At 41.7% G+C, this 19,175-nt stretch carries 19 protein-coding genes and 2 pseudogenes; 16 read left to right on the top strand and 5 right to left on the bottom strand.

Going from position 1 to position 19,175, the window contains the following annotated elements; translation table 11 throughout:
* Window positions 1-11 precede the first annotated feature (11 nt).
* Both LC20001_RS10425 and LC20001_RS10420 read right to left on the bottom strand, forming a co-directional pair.
* A protein-coding gene (locus tag LC20001_RS10425) for an IS3 family transposase (RefSeq protein WP_099267153.1) occupies window positions 12-1,390 on the bottom strand; the annotation gives its coding sequence in 2 pieces (ribosomal slippage) (window positions 12-901 and window positions 901-1,390; 1,380 coding nt in all).
* Window positions 1,391-1,462: 72 nt separating this feature from the next.
* Entirely contained in the window at window positions 1,463-1,657 is a 195-nt protein-coding gene (locus tag LC20001_RS10420; protein ID WP_010010610.1) for a hypothetical protein, read from the bottom strand.
* A gap of 709 nt (window positions 1,658-2,366) precedes the next feature.
* Between LC20001_RS10420 and LC20001_RS10415 the strand changes: the two genes are divergently transcribed.
* From LC20001_RS10415 to LC20001_RS10370, 10 genes and pseudogenes are all read left to right on the top strand, one after another.
* Window positions 2,367-2,846 carry a hypothetical protein gene (locus LC20001_RS10415; RefSeq protein ID WP_029508004.1) on the top strand — a complete coding sequence of 160 codons (480 nt, stop codon included), beginning with the start codon at window positions 2,367-2,369 and terminating at the stop codon, window positions 2,844-2,846.
* A 14-nt stretch (window positions 2,847-2,860) separates the two neighbouring features.
* Window positions 2,861-3,784, top strand: coding sequence for a DUF6681 family protein (locus tag LC20001_RS10410; RefSeq protein WP_003678033.1), 924 nt, complete (start codon window positions 2,861-2,863; stop codon window positions 3,782-3,784).
* Window positions 3,785-4,138: 354 nt separating this feature from the next.
* The gene (locus LC20001_RS10405) at window positions 4,139-5,128 is read left to right on the top strand and encodes a D-2-hydroxyacid dehydrogenase (protein WP_010010606.1); all 990 of its coding nucleotides are present in this window, start codon (window positions 4,139-4,141) and stop codon (window positions 5,126-5,128) included.
* 215 nt (window positions 5,129-5,343) lie between these two features.
* Entirely contained in the window at window positions 5,344-6,081 is a 738-nt protein-coding gene (locus tag LC20001_RS10400) for an amino acid ABC transporter ATP-binding protein (protein ID WP_003679161.1), read from the top strand.
* A gap of 17 nt (window positions 6,082-6,098) precedes the next feature.
* The gene (locus tag LC20001_RS10395) at window positions 6,099-6,926 is read left to right on the top strand and encodes a transporter substrate-binding domain-containing protein (protein ID WP_010010604.1); all 828 of its coding nucleotides are present in this window, start codon (window positions 6,099-6,101) and stop codon (window positions 6,924-6,926) included.
* A gap of 2 nt (window positions 6,927-6,928) precedes the next feature.
* Window positions 6,929-7,567, top strand: a complete 639-nt coding sequence (locus tag LC20001_RS10390) for an amino acid ABC transporter permease (RefSeq protein WP_003679158.1) — start codon at window positions 6,929-6,931, stop codon at window positions 7,565-7,567.
* 15 nt (window positions 7,568-7,582) lie between these two features.
* A complete protein-coding gene (locus LC20001_RS10385; RefSeq protein WP_003679156.1) occupies window positions 7,583-8,239 on the top strand; it encodes an amino acid ABC transporter permease in 657 nt (218 codons plus the stop codon).
* A 432-nt stretch (window positions 8,240-8,671) separates the two neighbouring features.
* Entirely contained in the window at window positions 8,672-10,291 is a 1,620-nt protein-coding gene (locus tag LC20001_RS10380) for an ABC-F family ATP-binding cassette domain-containing protein (protein ID WP_003679154.1), read from the top strand.
* A gap of 202 nt (window positions 10,292-10,493) precedes the next feature.
* A complete protein-coding gene (locus LC20001_RS10375) occupies window positions 10,494-11,024 on the top strand; it encodes a hypothetical protein (RefSeq protein ID WP_010010603.1) in 531 nt (176 codons plus the stop codon).
* Window positions 11,025-11,180: 156 nt separating this feature from the next.
* Window positions 11,181-12,311, top strand: a pseudogene (locus tag LC20001_RS10370) (RecQ family ATP-dependent DNA helicase); the annotation flags it as partial.
* Between the two features lie 78 nt (window positions 12,312-12,389).
* Here LC20001_RS10370 and LC20001_RS10365 read toward each other — a convergent pair.
* Window positions 12,390-13,418: an IS30 family transposase gene (locus LC20001_RS10365; protein WP_164512712.1), complete on the bottom strand. Its 1,029-nt coding sequence runs from the start codon at window positions 13,416-13,418 to the stop codon at window positions 12,390-12,392.
* Window positions 13,419-13,539: 121 nt separating this feature from the next.
* Between LC20001_RS10365 and LC20001_RS10360 the strand changes: the two are divergent.
* Window positions 13,540-14,202 (top strand): annotated as a pseudogene (locus LC20001_RS10360) (RQC domain-containing protein); the annotation flags it as partial.
* Complete coding sequence (locus tag LC20001_RS10355) at window positions 14,192-15,085, top strand: RluA family pseudouridine synthase (protein WP_010010598.1); 894 nt, start codon at window positions 14,192-14,194, stop codon at window positions 15,083-15,085. The pseudogene LC20001_RS10360 and the gene LC20001_RS10355, both read left to right, overlap by 11 nt.
* Here the strand turns inward: LC20001_RS10355 and LC20001_RS10350 are convergent.
* Both LC20001_RS10350 and LC20001_RS10345 read right to left on the bottom strand, forming a co-directional pair.
* Window positions 15,063-15,341, bottom strand: coding sequence for a hypothetical protein (locus LC20001_RS10350; protein WP_010010597.1), 279 nt, complete (start codon window positions 15,339-15,341; stop codon window positions 15,063-15,065). The two genes, LC20001_RS10355 and LC20001_RS10350, sit on opposite strands and share 23 nt — an antisense overlap.
* Before the next feature lie 133 nt (window positions 15,342-15,474).
* Window positions 15,475-16,263 (bottom strand): lp_1002 family arylesterase, encoded by a 789-nt coding sequence (locus LC20001_RS10345; RefSeq protein WP_003679147.1) that lies wholly within the window; start codon window positions 16,261-16,263, stop codon window positions 15,475-15,477.
* Window positions 16,264-16,416: 153 nt separating this feature from the next.
* Between LC20001_RS10345 and LC20001_RS10340 the strand changes: the two genes are divergently transcribed.
* The 4 genes from LC20001_RS10340 to LC20001_RS14425 all read left to right on the top strand — a co-directional run bounded on the left by LC20001_RS10340 (window position 16,417) and on the right by LC20001_RS14425 (window position 18,879).
* Complete coding sequence (locus LC20001_RS10340) at window positions 16,417-16,956, top strand: GNAT family N-acetyltransferase (protein WP_010010596.1); 540 nt, start codon at window positions 16,417-16,419, stop codon at window positions 16,954-16,956.
* A gap of 109 nt (window positions 16,957-17,065) precedes the next feature.
* Window positions 17,066-17,629, top strand: a complete 564-nt coding sequence (locus LC20001_RS10335) for a GNAT family N-acetyltransferase (RefSeq protein ID WP_010010595.1) — start codon at window positions 17,066-17,068, stop codon at window positions 17,627-17,629.
* 457 nt (window positions 17,630-18,086) lie between these two features.
* Window positions 18,087-18,611, top strand: coding sequence for an Rrf2 family transcriptional regulator (locus LC20001_RS10330; RefSeq protein WP_003679143.1), 525 nt, complete (start codon window positions 18,087-18,089; stop codon window positions 18,609-18,611).
* Window positions 18,612-18,732: 121 nt separating this feature from the next.
* A complete protein-coding gene (locus LC20001_RS14425) occupies window positions 18,733-18,879 on the top strand; it encodes a hypothetical protein (protein WP_010010593.1) in 147 nt (48 codons plus the stop codon).
* Window positions 18,880-19,175: the final 296 nt, after the last annotated feature.

Genomic DNA, 19,175 nt, shown 5'->3' with positions numbered 1-19,175 from the left:
TGGACGAAACTTTAAGCAACTTTCTGGGTGGTAAGAACACGGTATTTAACCGGGCTCTTACCACCCAGTTTTGTTTTGATTCTCGTGAAATTATAATATTGAATCCAGCTCGCTACGGCTTGGGTTAATTCCGCCAAGGTATCGAACTGTTTTTGATCATAAACTTCTGCTTTTAGAATGTGAAAAAAACTTTCCATAGCCGCATTATCTAAGCAGGTTGCTTTGCGTGACATACTCTGGAAAAGATGTTGTTGCTTTAAAATACGGACCCAACGTGGATTTTGATATTGAAAGCCTTGGTCAGAGTGGACCGTTGTCCGATAACCTAGTTGTTTGGGAATCAGGTTGATCGCTGTTGTTAAAACATCGGTGGTGAACGCCACAGTTGGTTTTAAAGCAATATCATGGCTCAGGACTTCACTGGAAAATAGATCATAAACACACGTAAAGTAAGCCCGTTCTTCAATCGTTTTATTGCCCCAACGAAGCTCAGTAATATCAGTCGTTAACTTTTGATACGGTCGATTGGTCATAAAGCGTCGTTTAAGTCGATTCTTAGCGACAGCTCCAACCGTTCCTTTGTAAGAGTTATACTTACGGGTTTGTTTATTATACGCCGTTGATAACAGGTTTAGTTCACGCATTAAGCGCAAGACTTTCTTATGATTGACCACCAGCCCCATTTCACGCAATTGGCCAGTGACCTGGCGGTAACCGGCCGCAGTCGCGTTAGCTTTAATGTCTGTAATGGTTTGTTTAAGGATCGCATCCGGATCGTTTTCAGTTGGGACAGACTTTATCGCGTAGCTATAGGTGCTCTTGGCCATGCCAACGACTTTAAGGATCTTACCGAGCCGATAATTAGGCCTTAGTTCTTGGATGATTTGTGCTCGTTGTCTACTTGTGATTGAGCCAAGGCCTTCAATTTTTTTAGGTATTCATTCTCGATCTTTAGTAATTCGTTTTCGTCACGTAAGCGGGTTAATTCATCTGGTTGTTTCGTTTTCTTGCTTTGTTTATCAGCTGACATAATTTTTGACCGTCCTCGGTTACGAAACAAGGCATCAAGACCTTCATTTTCGAAAGTTCGTTGCCATTGCCAAATAGTTGACGGCGCAGAAATATCAAAGTTAAGGGCAGTTTCAGTTATGGATGCCTGATTCGTTTTCATCCAGTTTAAAACAGTCACCTTAAAAGTGCCATCATAAACTTTCTCTGGTCGGCGAACCTCAAGCCCCCTAACACCGAAACGCTGGTATTGCCGGACCCATTTATTAACGGTCGCATGACTTTTGATCTGGTACTTTCTAGCGATCAAGATAAAACCTAATGAGGACGTCAGATAGTCTTGAACAACATGTAGTTTAAACTGCTTGGTATATTTGGTCATAGTAAAACCCCCGGTATTGGATTTTGGTCCAATACCGGGGGTTCACTTCATCAGCGCTTTTTAGATTATCGATTAGGCCGTTTGATCGGCGTGATTATTAAGGGTCACGGGTTGATGTGCTTGTAACGCTAATTTACGTACTGCCTCATCAATGGTGACACCGCTGGCAACTTGTTCCGGATGTTGCTTGGAAGTTGCATAAAAAATTTGTTGATCGGTGTCTAATGAGATCCGATACCAACTATCACTAAAATTACCAAATTTCATGGTGTATACCTCCTTGTATCAAGGAAAATGTCCTTGTGAGTTAGTCCCGCCAACCGAAGCAATAGGTTAACGGTGACTAAGATGTTACGTTAATTTTGTAACGCCCAGCACGTGTTCAATAGTCTACAACCAAAATGAATTTTACGCAAGGATTTAGCTGTAAAATTGTCTTTGCATAAAACATAATAAAAATCACTCGCTTCTTTGTAAACGGTTAACGTAACAGCTTACAGAATAGTTTACAATATCATTTCAAAATTAGCAAGTGAAATGCAACACAAATTTAAATTGCTGTTTTACTAACCCCTACAGCTAATACAAACTATCATTGACTATAAGTTTTCACTAAGTCTATTTTTATGAAAGCCTTTGAAATATAGTCAATTATTTACATTTTTGTTTTCAATTCAACAACTTGCAAGTTAGACGCGATATGCTAAACTAGACTTAAGAACAAATGTTCAGCCGCACGCAGAAGGATTAGCTGATTGCTAATTTTTCGGCGCGTTTTAGTTTGATTTAAGTTTAAATTAAGCTGAAATGGCTAGACTTGGTCGTGGTTTAAAAGTAGACTCGAATGAGGCCAATACTTAATGTAATTTTACCGACACTAAATTTTAATAATTCTTTACCAATAAGACGCGCAATGTTAAAGCAGATATGGTTTAATGAAACATTAGAAGATCAATACGAAGGAGGAGGTTTTTGAATGGCTTACCGGACACCGCCATTTATCACCCCATTTGCGATTGTTTCAATCGTTTTAGGTTTAGCCGCGACCAATGTTGTGGCTGACAAAGTTGCCCCAGTTAAAAGCAAAACTGAACAGACAAGTCAAGTTGATAGTTCATCAGTCACAAGCGGTTCCAGCAGCTTGCGTCAAAGTAGTAGTTCTACACATCCTGAAAGCAGTCAATCGGTGAAGGAGAGTAGCAATAGCGTGCAAGAATCGACTGATGATAATTCACAGACAACTAATGATGATGGCTCAGAAGCACAAACAACGACGACGCCAACACAAAATAGTCAAAGCACAACGGCTAATTCTTCAAGTGCAACTAGTGCTAGTTCAAGTTCTGCAGCTGCTGATTCGTCATCAGCCGGTGGGACCTCAAACACAACAAAGACTGGTAACACGACAGGTACGGGTACGACAACAACCACGACAAATGACACAACAACTGAATAATTGGAGGTGATTGGGTGTTATCTTTGCTTGATATGTTGAATCACTATTTAGGCTATTTCAACATGAACGTTAAATTAAAAAACCGTGTGTATACATTGATCGGTGTAGTTGGTGTCCTTTATCTAGGTTATCTTGCTATTTATTTCCTCCGTGCTGGCGCCTGGACACGGGGCTTACTATTTTTACTGGTTTTTGTCATCTTGGTTTACTTTACGGTGTTAAATGTCATTTATTACTTTACAACGAAAACCGCTAAGTTTGACATTTCGCCGAAGATCGAAAAGCTATTAGGTGGTCGTGCTGCTAGCGCTGCTGATGACCCGATGATCGGCGGGAAGCATGCTGCACATACGACAACTGTAATCCCAGCAGCTGGTTTGTTTCACGAACAGAGCTTATTACCAGCTAAACTAACGGTGGATGCAACGCAACAGGCCAATCTTGAGCAGCTAGCTGATAGTCTAGTGGCTAATGGCTATTTACAATTAAATTATGCTAACCGCTCGGATGAACAAATTTATGAGCAAGCACAAAAAACAGGTCAGCCGGTTTATGCGCTTGGTGATTTAGTCCAATTACCATTTTATGAATTACGGCAGCAGGGCGATCACTATCTGGTTTATGCCGGCCGGAATGCAATTGATAGTTTACCCGTTGGGGAAGTTACTGAAGTTGGTTTGATGCCGACTAAAGAAGCAGCGGCTAGATATCAGATCGTGTTGGCCAGTGCGCAATTAACTGGTGGGCCGTATAAGATTGCTGGACGCTCGGGTGCTGTTTCTGGCAGTGAACCATTTAAGCTTGTGATCCAAGCAGCGTATAAGGATCCAACAGCAGCCCCAACCAGTGCTGTAAAGGCAGAGCAAGTGGCTGCCAATAATCTATCAACACCAACGTCGTCTGCTGAACCAACGCGTATGTCGCGGCGTAATCGCTAACCTTAAAATGGAGTTGTGACATAAGTAATTTATGTCCAACTCCTTCTTTTTTTTACGGATAAATGCTGAACACGAAAATGATTGACGATTTCTAATAACAAGGTTAAACTTAAATTAAAATAAGCTAATAATTAATTGCATCATAACTGTAGCGGTGACTGCGGACTGCTGATAGTTTAGTGGATGAACATCAAGGAATTTAGTGTTCTAATCACACAGCAGTAACTTCTAATGGCATTAATGCAGTCAAAAGTGTGATTGCTTTTAACTCACAGCGCTTATGCTGTGGGCTTTTTTTATTTGTGTAGTACAGGTGAATATTTTAAGTCGGCTTAATCAATGGAGGAATTTAAAATGAAAATCTTAATGTACAGTGTTCGTGATGATGAGCAACCCGCAATCAAGGCTTGGGCACAACGCAATCAAGCAACGGTTGATACTTTTGATCAAGATCTGAGTTTAGCTACGGTTGAGCGTGCTAAGGGTTATGACGGTATTGTGATCGTTCAGCATGCTAAAATCGACAGTGATCAAGTTTATCAGAAGCTACACGGATTTGGCATTAAGCAAATTAGTTTGCGCAGTGCGGGTTATGATGTTGTTGATCTAGCAGTAGCTCAAGCTAACGATTTGATCATTACCAATGTGCCAGCTTATTCGCCGCGTTCAGTGGCTGAATATGCATTGACACAAACTATGCGTTTAATTCGTAATTTGGAATTATTCGATGAACGGACGGCACACCATGATTTTCGTTGGGGTGGTCTAATGGCCCATGAAGTACATACATTGACGATTGGTATTATTGGGGCAGGCCGTATTGGTGGGACCGTTGCTCGTTTGTTCCATGCTTTAGGTGCTAAGGTGATTGCAACTGATCCAGTAGAAAATACAGAACTTGCTGAGTTTGTTACCTACATGGATCAAGCAAGTTTATTAAAAACAGCTGACGTGGTGACGTTACATACACAGTTATTGCCAACAACGACTCATTTGATCGGTGCCGAGCAATTTACACAGATGAAACCAACCGCCTTTTTAATCAATGCTTCGCGTGGTCCAGTAGTGGATACCCCCGCTTTAGTTGCGGCATTAAAAAATAAACAAATCGCTGGCGCAGCAATCGATGTCATCGAAGACGAGCAGGAATTCAACAATCGTGATCTCACAAAGACTAAAATAACTAATCCCAATGTGCTAGCATTACAAGCTATGCCAAACGTTATTTTTACACCACACATTGCTTTTTACACCAATATGGCAGTACAAAACATGGTCGATATCAGTTTGGATGATACTAAAAGTATTCTTGAAACAGGTCAGGCGCAGCATCCGGTAAAGTGATGACAGATCGTCATGTTTAAAATGAGATTTTTCTCATATTAATTTTAATTTTAAAAAAATATCCAGAAATTAACCAGATTTATTTGCGTAGAGATTAAAAATAAATTAAAATTAAAAAGGTGGCTTTGGACCACAGAAATTAGCTACGCGATTATTTGGTAATTATTAACAGCAATTACCAGTGATCGGGTGTACTCAAGTTTGGAGGGAAAGTTATGTCAATGATCGAGTTTCACGATGTTGAAAAATATTATGGCGATTTTCATGCCCTAAAAAATATCAACTTGACGATCGATAAAGGAGAAGTCGTTGTTATTATCGGCCCATCAGGTTCTGGTAAAAGCACGCTACTCCGAACGATGAATGGCCTTAATACAGTTTCTTCCGGGAAGTTAATTGTTAATAATTTTGATTTAGCAGATAAGAAAACGGATATCAATAAGATTCGCCGGGATGTCGGCATGGTTTTCCAGCATTTTAATTTATATGCCAATAAAACCGTGCTGGAAAATGTCACCTTAGCACCACGCTTAGTTTTAAAAGAGGATAAAGCACAAAGTGAAAAAGAAGCAATGGACTTATTGGATTTAGTTGGTTTAGCCGATAAGGCACAATCTTATCCAAGTATGTTGTCTGGTGGTCAAGAACAGCGGGTGGCGATTGCACGTAGTTTGGCGATGAAACCGAAAGCTTTACTGTTTGATGAACCAACTTCTGCATTGGATCCAGAAATGATTGGTGATGTACTGGACGTTATGAAAAAAGTCGCTGCTGATGCAGGGATGACAATGATTGTGGTTACCCACGAAATGGGCTTTGCCCAAGAAGTTGCTGACCGGTTGATTTTCATGGCCGACGGTGAAATCTTGGAAGATGACGATACAAAGTCCTTCTTTGCTCATCCAAAAGAAGAACGGGCGCGGCAGTTCTTAAGTAAAATCATTAATCATTAATGAAGGGAGGCTTGGACATGAAAAAGTTTGTCCAACGCATACTGCCGCTTGCCTTCTTATTGAGTTTGGTTTTACTGATGAGTGGCTGCGGTAATCAAAGTTTATCGAAACAGAATGTTTTAAAAGTCGATCAAGCCAGCAAAACGATGACTTGGGGCGTAAAAGCCGATACCCGCTTATTCGGCCTGATGAATATCAAAACCGGCAATATTGAAGGCTTTGATATTGATATGGCTAAGACAATCACCAAACAGATCTTAGGTAAAGATGGTAAAGCTAAGTTTATCCAAGTGACCAGTAATACTCGGATTCCAATGTTAAAGAATGGTAATATTGATGCAATCATTGCCACAATGACAATTTCGCCAGAACGGGCTAAGCAGGTTGATTTTTCGCAACCATATTTTAATGCCGGCCAAGCGATCTTGGTTAAAAAGGGCAGTAAGATCAAAGACATTCGTGATCTGAATTATAAAGGTGCTAAAGTCCTGGCGGTTCAAGGATCAACTTCAGCTTTAAACGTTAAAAAGTTTGCACCTAAAGCCAGCGTTTTGGAATTATCTGATTACGCGCAGGCCTTTACCGCTTTGCAATCAGGTCAAGGACAGGCGTTGACTACAGATAACGGGATCCTTTATGGGATGTCGCTAGAAAATCCAGGTTACGTTGTTGTGGGTGGTACCTTCACCAAGGAACCTTATGGGATCGCTGTTAATAATGGTCAAAAAGATATGACGGCTGCCGTTAATAAGGCTATCGACGATATGAAAAAATCAGGTGAGTATCAACGCTTGCAAAATAAGTGGTTTGGTAAAGTACCTGGTTTTGACGAAGGGGGGAACTAAAAATGATTTCGATTTTAGTTAATCATTGGCCGGAACTTTGGTCTGGCTTTCTGTTTACCCTTGGTTCTAGTATTTTAGCTTTAGTTGGTAGTTTGATTGTGGGGACGTTCTTTGCGTTTATGGAGATCAGTGAGCGTAAATGGGTTCATGCCCTCGGTCGCATCTATGTAGAAGTTTTCCGTAATATTCCCTTGTTAGTTATTACCATGTTTTTCTACGTTGTGATTCCAATGTTTCTTACTGGGGTCAGCGGATTTACTGCTGGGACAATCGGCTTGACGATCTATACTTCAGCTTTTATTGCTGAAACTGTTCGTGCGGGTATTGAAGCGGTCGATCCAGGGCAAATGGAAGCGGCACGTTCCAACGGTCTGACTTATACTCAGGCAATGGCGCACATTGTTTTTCCACAAGCGATTAAAATTACGATTCCACCGTTGGGTAACCAATTCATTAATTTGGTTAAAAACTCATCAGTCTTAGCCTTTGTGGCTGGTTTTGATTTAATGTATCAAGGTAATCTGATCGCCTCGACGACTTTTGATACCACAAGTACGTATTTAGCAATTGGGTTATTGTACTTGATCCTAACACTACCATTGAGCTATTTTATGCGTTATCTAGAAAAGAAATGGGCTTAGAAGGGGGAATAACTAATGAATAATTTTATTCAAGCATATTCATGGCTGAACATCCGTTATCTCCTGGAAGGGCTATGGATCACCGTTGAAATTTCCGCTATCTCAATCGTGCTGAGTTTTATTATCGGCGGTTTACTTGGCTTGTTACGTTACGTGAAGATCAAATATCTATCCGCGTTAGTGGGTTTTGTGATCGATATTATTCGTAATTTGCCGCTACTGTTGATTTTGTTCTTTACGTTCTTCGGTTTGCCGAATATCGGGATCAAGCCTGATGTTGTTATGGCGGCGATCTTGGCGATGACAGTCTTTGAATCAGCGATGGTTGCCGAGATCATTCGTAGTGGGATCCAAGCTGTTGATCCTGGACAAATGGAGGCTGCGCGGAGTAACGGGATGTCCTATCGCCAAGCGATGCAACATATTATTTTACCGCAGGCAATCAAGAAAATGATTCCGCCGCTGGTCAGTCAATTCGTCTCGTTGATCAAGGATACTTCTTTAGCAACGATCATCATGTTACCAGAACTGATGTACCACGCGCAGATCATTTACGGACAAAATACGAATTTTGTGTTGCCAATGTTTTTAGCGTTAGCAGTGCTTTATTTTATTGTTTGTTACGCACTATCCTGGCTTTCCCGTGTACTGGATCGGCGGATGGGCGCTTAAACCTAAAGTGTAGTTGTTGAGAGAAAAACTCAGCGGCTGCACTTTTTTGATTGTCGTTAAGACGTTTCTGTGCTAAAGTGAAAGCTACTATGAAAAAGGCCATTCTGCTTGTGATACGAATTTTGCCACAAGAATGGTCATCGTCCGTAATATCAAGATTTATTAACGTACTGTGCTAATGAATTACCATTAATTATGAAGTAGAGCCATGTTTCTTGCGGCACGAATTTTGCCACAAGAATGGTCATCGTCCGTAATATCAAAATTTATTAGCGTACTGTGCTAATGAATTACCATTAATTATGAAGTAGAGCCATGTTTCTTGCGGCACGTTTTTTGCCACAAGAATGGTCATCGCCCGTAATATCAAAATTTATTAGCGTACTGTGCTAATGAATTACCATTAATTATGAAGTAGAGTGAGGATAAGCAATGATAACTGTAAGTGATGTTAGTTTACGTTTCCCCGATCGCCAATTGTATTCTGATGTTAATTTAAAATTCACCCCAGGCAACTGTTATGGCATTATTGGCGCAAATGGTGCCGGTAAGTCGACTTTTCTGAAAATTCTTTCCGGCCAATTAGCGCCAACCACTGGTCAAGTAACAATTTCGCCTAACGAACGGATGACGAGCTTGAAACAGGACCATTATGCTTTTGAGGAGTATACGGTTCTGGATACGGTGATCCAAGGACACGAAAAGTTATATCAAGTGATGCAGGAAAAAAATGCCTTGTACGCCAAACCTGATTTTAACGATGAAGATGGTATCAAAGTTGCGGAATTAGAAGGCGAATTTGCGGAAATGGATGGCTGGAACGCTGAAGCTGAGGCCGCACAATTACTGCAAGAACTCGGTATTGATGAAACCATGCAGCAACAAAAAATGAGTGAACTGACTGAAAATGAGAAGGTCAAAGTGTTGTTAGGCCAAGCCTTATTTGGCAAGCCCGATATTTTACTATTGGATGAACCAACTAATGGGCTAGACGCACCCACGATTCAATGGTTAGAAAATTTCCTAATGAATTTTCCTAATACCGTCATCGTGGTTTCCCATGATCGTCATTTCTTAAATACGGTCTGCACGCATATGTGTGACGTAGATTTTGGCAAGATCGAGCTGTTTGTTGGTAACTATGATTTCTGGTTACAATCCAGTCAGTTAGCCGCGCAGTTAAAGAACCAAGCCAACGCTAAAAAAGAAGACCAAATCAAAGAATTACAAGAATTTATTGCCCGGTTCAGCGCTAATGCGTCTAAATCCAAACAAGCAACCTCGCGGAAAAAACAGTTAGATAAAATCACGTTGGAAGATATTAAACCGTCGAGTCGCCAGTATCCATTTATTAAATTTGAAACGGCACGCGAAATCGGTAGTGATCTGTTACGGGTCGATAATATCAGCAAGTCGATTGCCGGTGTTAAAATTCTTGACCAAATTACTTTCACTTTGAAACCAGGTGAAAAAACGGCGTTGATCAGTCGTAGTGATGTGGCGACGACAACCTTGATGCAAATTCTAGCCGGTGAATTAGAACCTGATACTGGAACAGTAACCTGGGGTGTGACCACTTCACGAGCTTATTTACCGCGGGATAACTCGGCGGAATTTACTGCTGACTTAACGATCTTGGATTGGTTACGACAATTTGCTAGCAAAGAAGAAAGTGATAACACCTTCTTACGTGGATTCTTAGGTCGAATGTTATTTTCTGGTGACGAAGTGCTGAAAAAGTTGAACATGTTGTCCGGTGGCGAGAAAGTTCGCTGTATGTTAGCTAAAATTATGCTCAGCCAGGCTAATGTTTTGTTACTCGATGATCCAACCAATCATTTGGATTTGGAATCGATCACAGCTTTAAACGATGCGTTAGTTGATTTTGGTGGCGCATTAGTCTTTACTTCTCATGATTACGAATTTATTCAAACCATCGCTGATCATATTGTCGAGGTCAGTGCTAAAGGCGTCGTTGAGCGTTTTGATACGCACTATGATGAGTTCTTGGCTCACGATGATATTCAAAAACAGGTTGCCGCATTGTACTAAAAAAATCCGCCATGATTGGCGGATTTTTTGCTAGGCCGGTTGTTGCCCAACAATAGAAAAATTAAAGATCAGGGTGCTGTTGTTGTCAAATAAGCGGTCAACAGGTGTTCCCGGCGGTGTACCGCGTAAAAGGATATTTATTGACGCTGCGCCTTTTTTCTCGTTATGCTTAGAACATAACTTAGCAGAAAGGGTGCTGGCGATGATCAAACAGTTACGCGTATTTATTTTATTAAGTGCGGTTGGTTTGCTGACCGGCTGTTCACAACCCGATTCAGATCAAGAATCATCTAGTAGCAAAGCAAGCAGCGTGACCAGCAGCACAAGTAGTCAAGCGCTGACCTCACATTCAGGAACCAACACTTTAACATTAAACCGTCAGGCGGATGAGCAAAAGGTACTACTTAATCAGACTTGGCAGTTTGAACAACTGGCGATCACCTCGGTTAAAGGTGAATTAGACGATGATCAGCAAATGGAACTAGAAATTGGTTGGCGTAATTTGGCCACTAGTAATCAACATTTTGCCGATTTAGCTACAGTGACCGTTCACCAAGGGGATGCAGAATTAGCGATGGTTGAACGGGATGATGATTTTACGGACTCGGTGGCGCCACAAGCTGATGAGGATTTTGAATTTACCTACCAATTAGATAACCAAACACAACCATTGAAAATTAGTATTGTGCCTAAAAAAGGAACCGCGAAAACTTTAACGGTTAACTTGGAATAATGATCCATTTAAGACGGTCCCGTGTGGACCGTCTTTTTACTTGCCTTGCATCAGTTACAGTTATTGGTTAGAATAGGTGGTTGAAATTCACAGACGAAAGTTATCAAAAACAGCGTAGATTAAGTATAGAGCGTTAAATAAAGGGGCACGGACTTGATGGATGCGGCAACAATATTAAAAACAAAGTTTGGCTACACACAATTTCGTCATGGTCAAAAATTAGTGATCGATAAATTGATGGCCGGAGAAAATGTCTTGGCGCTAATGCCAACTGGTGGCGGGAAATCGCTTTGTTACCAGATTCCCGCACTATTATTTTCTGGTTTAACGCTGGTGATCTCACCATTGATCTCATTAATGAAGGACCAAGTTGATGCGTTAAATGAAAATGCGATTCCAGCAACATTTATCAATAGTTCTTTAACTTATGCAGAAATTGATCAGCGCTTGGATATGGCTGCTCGCGGTGAGGTCAAGTTACTGTACCTCTCACCAGAGCGCCTAGAAATGGCGGATTTTATGGCTGAACTTAATCAATTAAAGATTGATCTGGTGGCCATTGATGAGGCCCACTGTATTTCACAATGGGGTCATGACTTTCGCCCAAGTTATCTCCAAGTAACGGCACGATTGCAAGAATTGCGGAGTGATCCTGTACTTGTTGCTTTGACTGCGACGGCAACTGAACGTGTGGCAACTGATATCCGTCAACGATTAGGTATTGCTGCTGAAAATGAAGTAAAAACTGGCTTTGCGCGCAATAATTTAGCCTTACAAGTTGTTAAGGGACAGGATCGCGATCGCTACATGCTGGATTATTTAAAGTTGAATGCACATGAATCAGGTATTATTTACGCCAGTACTCGTAAAGAAGTCACGCGGTTGACGACGTTATTTCAACAACATGACCTAAGTGTGACGATGTACCATGCCGGGTTAAGTGAAGAAGTCCGGCGGCAAAACCAAGAGGATTTTTTATATGATCGTAAATTAGTGATGGTGGCGACCAACGCTTTTGGGATGGGTATTGATAAAAGCAATGTGCGTTTTGTTATTCATGCGCAGGCGCCGGGAAGCTTGGAAGCTTATTACCAAGAGGCTGGTCGAGCAGGGCGCGACGGCTTACCTAGTGAAGCTATTTTGCTTTACCGGCCTTCTGATATTCAGTTGCAGCGCTTCTTTATTGAGCGTTCTGATATGGCCGATGCACCACGGCAGCAGGAATATTTGAAGTTGCAAGCGTTGATGCAATACGCCAATACCCAAGGTTGTTTGCAACCCCAAATTGCAAGAACAAATTAGCCACGCAATAAATCCCGGCAAGACAGTATTTTCATTGATATTCATATTTTAAAGATTCAATCTTTAGCCAGCGGCAGCGGAGAAAAGCTCTTTTGGGGTTTGGTAACCTGACTGCCGGCGTGGTAAGTTGTTTAGCTTGGCTTCCACTGCTTGGATATCACTAGGGCCTAAAGTATCCATGGACAGGCCCTTAGGCACATCACGACGGATCATTCGATTATGCGCCTCATTTGTGCCTCGTTCTGAAGAGCGGTAAGGGTGGGCATAATAAAGGTCGGCAACCCCGTCAAGCACCGTCCCCGCCGCTGCGAATTCTGCCCCGTTGTCAGCGGTAACGGACTTCATGATGTGCCCGTATTCTTGGCAGATCTTAGCCAGTTCGTAGTTGACTGAATCGGCGTCACGGCCATCAATCAAACGCAGGATCTGACAGCGAGATTGGCGCTCGATCAGCGTTAGAATGACACTTTCTTGGCCATTACGTTTACCGACTACGGTATCCAACTCAAAGTGACCGAACTCTTGGCGCTGATCAATACTTTTAGGTCGCTCTTCGATACTTCGTCCGGCCAGACGCTTATGCTTGGGTGAATGGTGGTGTTTGGTGCGGCGCCGGTTTTTTTCGAGCAGATCAAGATTACGGACTTCAAGTAGTTGCGCATCGATATAGTGGTATAACGTCTTGGTCGAAACCATCTCCTCAGGTTGATATAAGCCTTCAAGTTTAGCACGGCCCACCGCGGCATCAGGCGACCAACCGTCTTGGTGCAAATGGGCCGTAAAGTAGTGGATAAAGTCAGCGACACCAGCGAGTTTCAAAGGTCGATGACAGGACATTCGGTTAGCTTCGTATTTGGCCTGTGCCGCTTCTGGCGAGTACTCGCGGTGATATTGCCGTTGACCGTTCACTTTTTTAACTTGGTCGATCTCACCACGGCGTAGTTCATTACTGATTGTTTGATGACAAACGCCGATAACTCTAGCAATTGCGCGGTTAGAGTATCCTTGGCTGTGTAGCGTGGCGATTCTGCCGCGCTCAAATGAAGTTAGGTGGTGACCTTTTTCTCGGACTGTGGTATTCTGTTCTTGCATCAAGACAATAACCTCTTTCATTTTTGTGTTGGAACATCAATGATAACAGAGATTTGTCTTGGTGTTTTTTATTTTTTCAATTAGCTGGATCTAATTGGCTAACTTGATTATAAAACGCGCGGGTTGTTTGCAACAAGCAATTTTACAATATTTTGGTGAAAAAGCTGAACCATGTGGTCGCTGTGGCAATTGCTTAGATCAACGCGAAGCAGTCGATATTACGGTGACGGCGCAAAAAGTATTATCGTGCGTTTATCGGATGCACGAAAACTTTGGTAAAACGTTGGTCACTCAGGTGCTGACTGGTGCTAATAATCAACGGGTGCGTGAATTGGACTTTACTAAATTATCCACTTACGGCTTGCTAAAAGGACAAACGCAAAAAGAAGTTGGCAGCTTGATCGATTTTTTGACTGCCGCAGGTTATTTGCAAGCTAGTGGTGGACAGTATCCGGTTTTGACGGTCACTGCTAGTGGGGCGGAAGTGTTGCGTGGGCAGCAGCAAGTTCTACGTAAAACTGCAGTGGCAACGCAAGCGGCCCAACCAGAAAATGATGCGCTATTTGAAAAACTGCGCCAGTTACGTTCAGAATTAGCCCAAGCACAAAAAGTGCCACCGTTCGTTATTTTTTCTGATCGGACATTACATGAGATGTGCGCACGTTTACCACAAAATACCAGTGAACTTTTAGAGGTCAAGGGTGTTGGTGAACATAAAGCTGAACAATATGGTGCTGCTTTTCTTGAGATTTTAGCAACTGCGGGTACGGCCAATGAAATTTAATTGGCGAAATCAAGGACCAAAAACTACTGTGGCGCGATTTTTACAACACCAAGGTTTAAGTAAGCATATGTTGCAGCGCTTAAAGTATCATGGTCAAGTTTGGGTTGCGGGGCAGCCCAGTCGCCTGATCGACCAACTACCAACCAATGCGGAAATAAAAATAAAGCTGCCAGCGGAAAATGGTGATCCGCTGGCAGCTATTAGTTCACAGCCGTTAATGCTATTGTATGAAACACCAGACTGGCTAGTGATCAATAAACCGGCTAATTTGGCTTCAGTTTCCGGTCCACAGACAGGTATCGATACGGTTGTTAGTCGTGTGCGTGGGTATCTGTTGCGGCAAGGTGCTGAGAATATTGTGCCACATTTGGTCAGTCGTCTAGATTATGCCACTAGTGGTGTGTTATTAGTGGCCAAACACGCTTTTGCTCATAGTCGATTAGCTAACTCAGCGACTAATTTAGTACGTGAAAAAACTTATTTAGCGGTAGTTGCAGGCGCAGTACACACAGAACATGGTATGATCACGTTACCTTTAGGTCAACGACCGACACAAGCGGCTGGTATCATCGATTTAAATGGTAAAGCTGCACGCACTGAATTCTGGCGGCAAACTTATTTGCCACAATTGGACGCTAGCGTTTTGAAGGTGAAGTTACACACTGGCCGGCGCCACCAAATTCGAATCCACCTGCAAGCTATAGGCCATCCGTTGCTAGGCGATGCTTTATATGGTGGTCCAATGGATCGAGGTATTCACCGCCAAGCACTACATGCATGGCAATTAACGTTCACTGATCCGTTTACACAACAAACCCAAACGTTTACTGCACCATTGCCGCTGGACTTACAGCAGTTGCTTAAAAGTAAGAATAACCTTTAAAATCAGCACTATCGATAATTTCAAAATGATCAGCAGTAATGCCAGTGGCTTGGCTGATCGTCGCGGTTAAATCATTTTTACTGATGTGACTCCAAAAGCGATAATCGTTTTCGCCGTAGTGCATCCAATCACCGAGTTGACTAATTTGTGGATACTGAGTTAGATCCGGACGGGTAACATCGATGAAATGGAGTACATAGTCGGCAGCGTCATCACTAAAAGCAGGACGAGGTTGAAAATAATGGCGGTTGTGCATAGTATTTCCCTCTTTCTCACGGGTGACAAAAGTAACGTTTTCCTTGTTAAAAATTATACGTGGTCCTGCTTAAAAGTACAAGTAATTAAGTTTTTGCTTAGACTAAATTAATTTTTACTGAATGGTGTCGAGCTTAAGCTAATGTGTCCTGTAGCCACTCCACTGCTAAATCAAGCCAGTGTGCGACATGCGGTTGGTCAGCGTCAGCCTTCCACGCGGTTTGCTGATTGGCTAATGCTAAGCCGTGGGGGCCGTGACGGAAAATATGACTTTCAAAAGGAATTCCATTTTTTGCTAAGGCGTTGAGGTAATAGAGGCTGTTTTGCACGGGCACCAATGGATCATCAGCTGTATGCCAGATAAATGTTGGTGCACATGCCGAATTAACTAATTTATCCGCGGCAAATTGATCAGGTTGTGCACTTAAAGTGGCCAGTTTGTCTGCTGCGGGCCAACCGGCATCCAATCGAATAACTGGGTACGCAAGAATAGCGGCATTTAACTGAAGATCAATATCTGGGGCTGCTTGTTGCAGCCAGTGTTCCTGCCAACTGCCATTGTAGGTACTAACAATATGACCGCCAACTGAAAAGCCGGCTGCCGCAATTTTATTGGGATCAAGGTGCCAAGCTGTCGCGTTTTGGCGCAGTTGCTGAACGGCTGCCGCCAAATCAAGCAGTGGCTGTGGCAAGAGTGGACTCACTTCCGTGTTAAAATGATAACGGAGGTAAAAAGCTTGAAAGCCACGCGCAGCAAAGGCCAAAGCCAAAGTCTCTGCCTGTGCTTCAGGAATATGAGTATAGCCACCACCAGGGACGATAATGATCGCTGGATAAGTGGTTTGCGGTGTATTGTCATCAGGCTGGCGAATGTAAGCTTTTAAGTAAGCTGGTGTCGTTAAAGGGACCGTAATAATTTGCAAAATATAAAACCTACCTCTCATAATTAAGTGTCAAAGTATTTAGTATGATGTTAGTTGCTAAAACTATTGTAGCGATTTTAATCAATTTGTGCAGGCGAAAGGCCTAAGCAGCATTGTTGAAAAAATTTAAATTTATTTAAGGAGCTGACTGCTGTGCGTTTAACGACACCGCGTCTAGTGATTCGACCATTTATAGAAGCTGATTTAACAGATTTACACGAACTCATGCAAAATCCGCGTTTAGGCGCCATGGCCGGCTGGCAACCCCATCATTCACAGGCTGAAAGTGAAGCTGTTTTGACGATGTTTTTGCGCAGCGATGAAGTTTTTGCGGTGGTGGACCAAGTCAGCGGTAAGATGATCGGTACGATCGGCTTACATCGTCGTGCACCGAGTGGGACAACGCCGAAAGACGATAGTCGTGAACTAAGTTTTATGCTCAATGAAGCTTTCTGGGGTCAAGGATTGATGCCGGAAGCAGTCACCGCAATCGTAACTTTTGGTTTTAATCATTTAAGATTGCAAGAAATTTGGGTGGGTCATTTTGCGGATAACCAGCGTTCGCAGCGGGTGATCGAAAAAACGGGCTTTCATTTTGAGTATGAATTTGAGCGACCACGCTTATTTAGCGATGAAGAACCAGTGGACGAAATGTACTATAAAATGACACTGGCTGATTTTAGACAGCGTTAACAGAAAATGAAAATATCATGAAAATATTGCAACTATAGTAAGGTTTAGCTTTTGCTCAGTGTCGATTATGGTATAATGAGCCGAGATAGAGATATTGGAGGTAGGAATGATGGACGTGTCACAGGAGCAATTGAAAAAAATGGGAAAAGCTTATCGGGAACGACTGGCAGCAATTGAAGCTAATTCACGGTTGACGATATTAGATAAAGTCGTAGATTATAGTGCGGATTCACAACCAGTTACACCGTACATTGTTTATACCGATTTTAATCGTGCTCAGCTCAATGAAAAAAGCAGCTCGATTTTTGTCTACACAGCTTATGAAAATGTAGATAAATACGGGCACTCGAAAACTGATTATCAAAATGAATTGTTATTTGAATATGATGCGTGGGCTAAAGCGGTTCATATTACAGTATTGGAGACTCTGGGTGCTGAAAGCCAGTTAGCTTTTTACGATTTTCAAAATCATGGTTTGGCGCAATTGTCATTGCAATATCTATTGAAAATTGCACGTGCTAACCAAGTCGTAAAAATTGACGGCAATGTCAGTTCATTTGATGGTGAAAGTTTAAAAAAAGTTATGGCGTTGTTTGAAAAATTTGGGTTTGAATTTAAGATTCAAAATGCACAGCAAGGGTTAGCTAGTTTTTATTTAACACTCGCAGAATAAGCTGACTGTTTTTTTAAAGACGTGGCTGCGGTATACTTAAACTACACCCTTGGCAGGGAGAAGGCGATTATATCAGATGATGATCTGGTGTAAGCGCCTTTTTTCTTTTTGCGCCACATTTATATTTGTGATATGATATATCCATAACAAATAGGTGAATAACGATCGTCCGTAACATCAGAATTTATTAGTGGGTTAAGCTAATAAAATATCCTTAATTGTGAAGTAGAGCCATGTTTCAACTTGGCGTACTTTGCCGTAGTTGAATGGTCATCGTCCGTAACATCAGAATTTATTAGTGGGTTAAGCTAATAAATATCCTTAATTGTGAAGTAGAGCCATGTTTCAACTTGGCGTACTTTGCCGTAGTTGAATGGTCATCGTCCGTAACGTCAGAATTTATTAGTGGGTTAAAGCTAATAAATTTCCTTAATTGTGAAGTAGAGAGGTGTCTGGTATGCAATTAACCCGTGGTTTTGAACAAGCTGCTTGTATTATTACATTGTTGGCGACACAAGATCCGGAAATTCCAATTTCATCTGAAGTGATTCATCATCGCTTGAATGGATCACAAACTTATTTGCGTAAAATTATGCGTAAATTAGTTGTTGGTGGGCTGATTAAGTCCGTTTCTGGGAACAATGGTGGTTTCACAATTGCCCGGTCACCGAAAGAAATCAGTTTATATGATATTGTATTGGCAACTGAGGGGGATATCCATACCTACCCTGATTCTGGTCTGATCGATATGGTTTTTAAAGATTTTCAACCGGTCGCTAAGCAGGGAACTTCAGTGATCAACCAAGTTTTTCATCAGGCTGATTTGTTATGGGGCGAGTCGTTGAAGAAGCAATCCGTTTACCAAGTAATCAGTGAAACACTTGGTGATAGTGAGATTCCACTAGTTAATTGGAATGAATCTGATGAGAAGCGAGAATTATTGATTCAAAAATTATTACGTAATATTCGTAGCGATAAGTAATTTCGACTGTGATGCTGACGGTTGAAATGCTGAATTAATGAGCACGCTTTTAGAAAAAAAGCGTTATAATAAAGTTAACGAGTGTTAGCCCGTTACTTCAATATTAAAAGAGGCGGTAACAATGGCAAAGAAACTCTCTAAAGCTGAGAAGAAAGAGTTGATCCAAAAAGCTGAAGAGGCTCGTGCTAAGCATCCACAACCTAAGTCAGCTGTTTCTGGTTTTGAAACAATTGATAAGGAAGCTGAAAAGCTTAGTGGTCGTAATTAAATTTGACGATGGTTTAAGTGTGGCTTGATTTTTCTAATCTGAAAAATCCGGACACACTTTTTTATTACGCATTTTTTGTCGTGTGTTACTTATTTTTAGCGTAATTTCACAAATTAGAAAAATTTGGTGGTTTACGCGCTTGTGAAAAATCATAAACATTGAATTTCAGCAATTACGGTATTTGTAAATGATTTCACTTAATTAAATTCACAAGAAATTATGAGAAGAGTATGCTATGATAAGAACCGGTTTTGAAAATAATTAAAAACATGAAAAGAATTTTATTTTGGAGGGAT

The sequence above is a fragment of the Loigolactobacillus coryniformis subsp. coryniformis KCTC 3167 = DSM 20001 genome (assembly GCF_002706425.1).
Taxonomy (GTDB): domain Bacteria; phylum Bacillota; class Bacilli; order Lactobacillales; family Lactobacillaceae; genus Loigolactobacillus; species Loigolactobacillus coryniformis.
Note: the sequence above shows the minus strand (reverse complement) of the source record. Positions and strands in the feature narration are given on the sequence as shown.

Excerpts from the sequence above, each read along its gene's own strand:
- LC20001_RS10400 (WP_003679161.1), top strand. The coding sequence starts at position 5,344 with ATGTCAATGATCGAGTTTCACGATGTTGAAAAATATTATGGCGATTTT.
- LC20001_RS10395 (WP_010010604.1), top strand. The coding sequence starts at position 6,099 with ATGAAAAAGTTTGTCCAACGCATACTGCCGCTTGCCTTCTTATTGAGT.
- LC20001_RS10390 (WP_003679158.1), top strand. The coding sequence starts at position 6,929 with ATGATTTCGATTTTAGTTAATCATTGGCCGGAACTTTGGTCTGGCTTT.
- LC20001_RS10365 (WP_164512712.1), bottom strand. The coding sequence starts at position 13,418 with ATGCAAGAACAGAATACCACAGTCCGAGAAAAAGGTCACCACCTAACT.
- LC20001_RS14425 (WP_010010593.1), top strand. The coding sequence starts at position 18,733 with ATGGCAAAGAAACTCTCTAAAGCTGAGAAGAAAGAGTTGATCCAAAAA.
- LC20001_RS10350 (WP_010010597.1), bottom strand. The coding sequence starts at position 15,341 with ATGCACAACCGCCATTATTTTCAACCTCGTCCTGCTTTTAGTGATGAC.
- LC20001_RS10375 (WP_010010603.1), top strand. The coding sequence starts at position 10,494 with ATGATCAAACAGTTACGCGTATTTATTTTATTAAGTGCGGTTGGTTTG.
- LC20001_RS10330 (WP_003679143.1), top strand. The coding sequence starts at position 18,087 with ATGCAATTAACCCGTGGTTTTGAACAAGCTGCTTGTATTATTACATTG.
- LC20001_RS10415 (WP_029508004.1), top strand. The coding sequence starts at position 2,367 with ATGGCTTACCGGACACCGCCATTTATCACCCCATTTGCGATTGTTTCA.
- LC20001_RS10355 (WP_010010598.1), top strand. The coding sequence starts at position 14,192 with ATGAAATTTAATTGGCGAAATCAAGGACCAAAAACTACTGTGGCGCGA.
- LC20001_RS10380 (WP_003679154.1), top strand. The coding sequence starts at position 8,672 with ATGATAACTGTAAGTGATGTTAGTTTACGTTTCCCCGATCGCCAATTG.
- LC20001_RS10335 (WP_010010595.1), top strand. The coding sequence starts at position 17,066 with ATGGACGTGTCACAGGAGCAATTGAAAAAAATGGGAAAAGCTTATCGG.
- LC20001_RS10385 (WP_003679156.1), top strand. The coding sequence starts at position 7,583 with ATGAATAATTTTATTCAAGCATATTCATGGCTGAACATCCGTTATCTC.
- LC20001_RS10405 (WP_010010606.1), top strand. The coding sequence starts at position 4,139 with ATGAAAATCTTAATGTACAGTGTTCGTGATGATGAGCAACCCGCAATC.
- LC20001_RS10420 (WP_010010610.1), bottom strand. The coding sequence starts at position 1,657 with ATGAAATTTGGTAATTTTAGTGATAGTTGGTATCGGATCTCATTAGAC.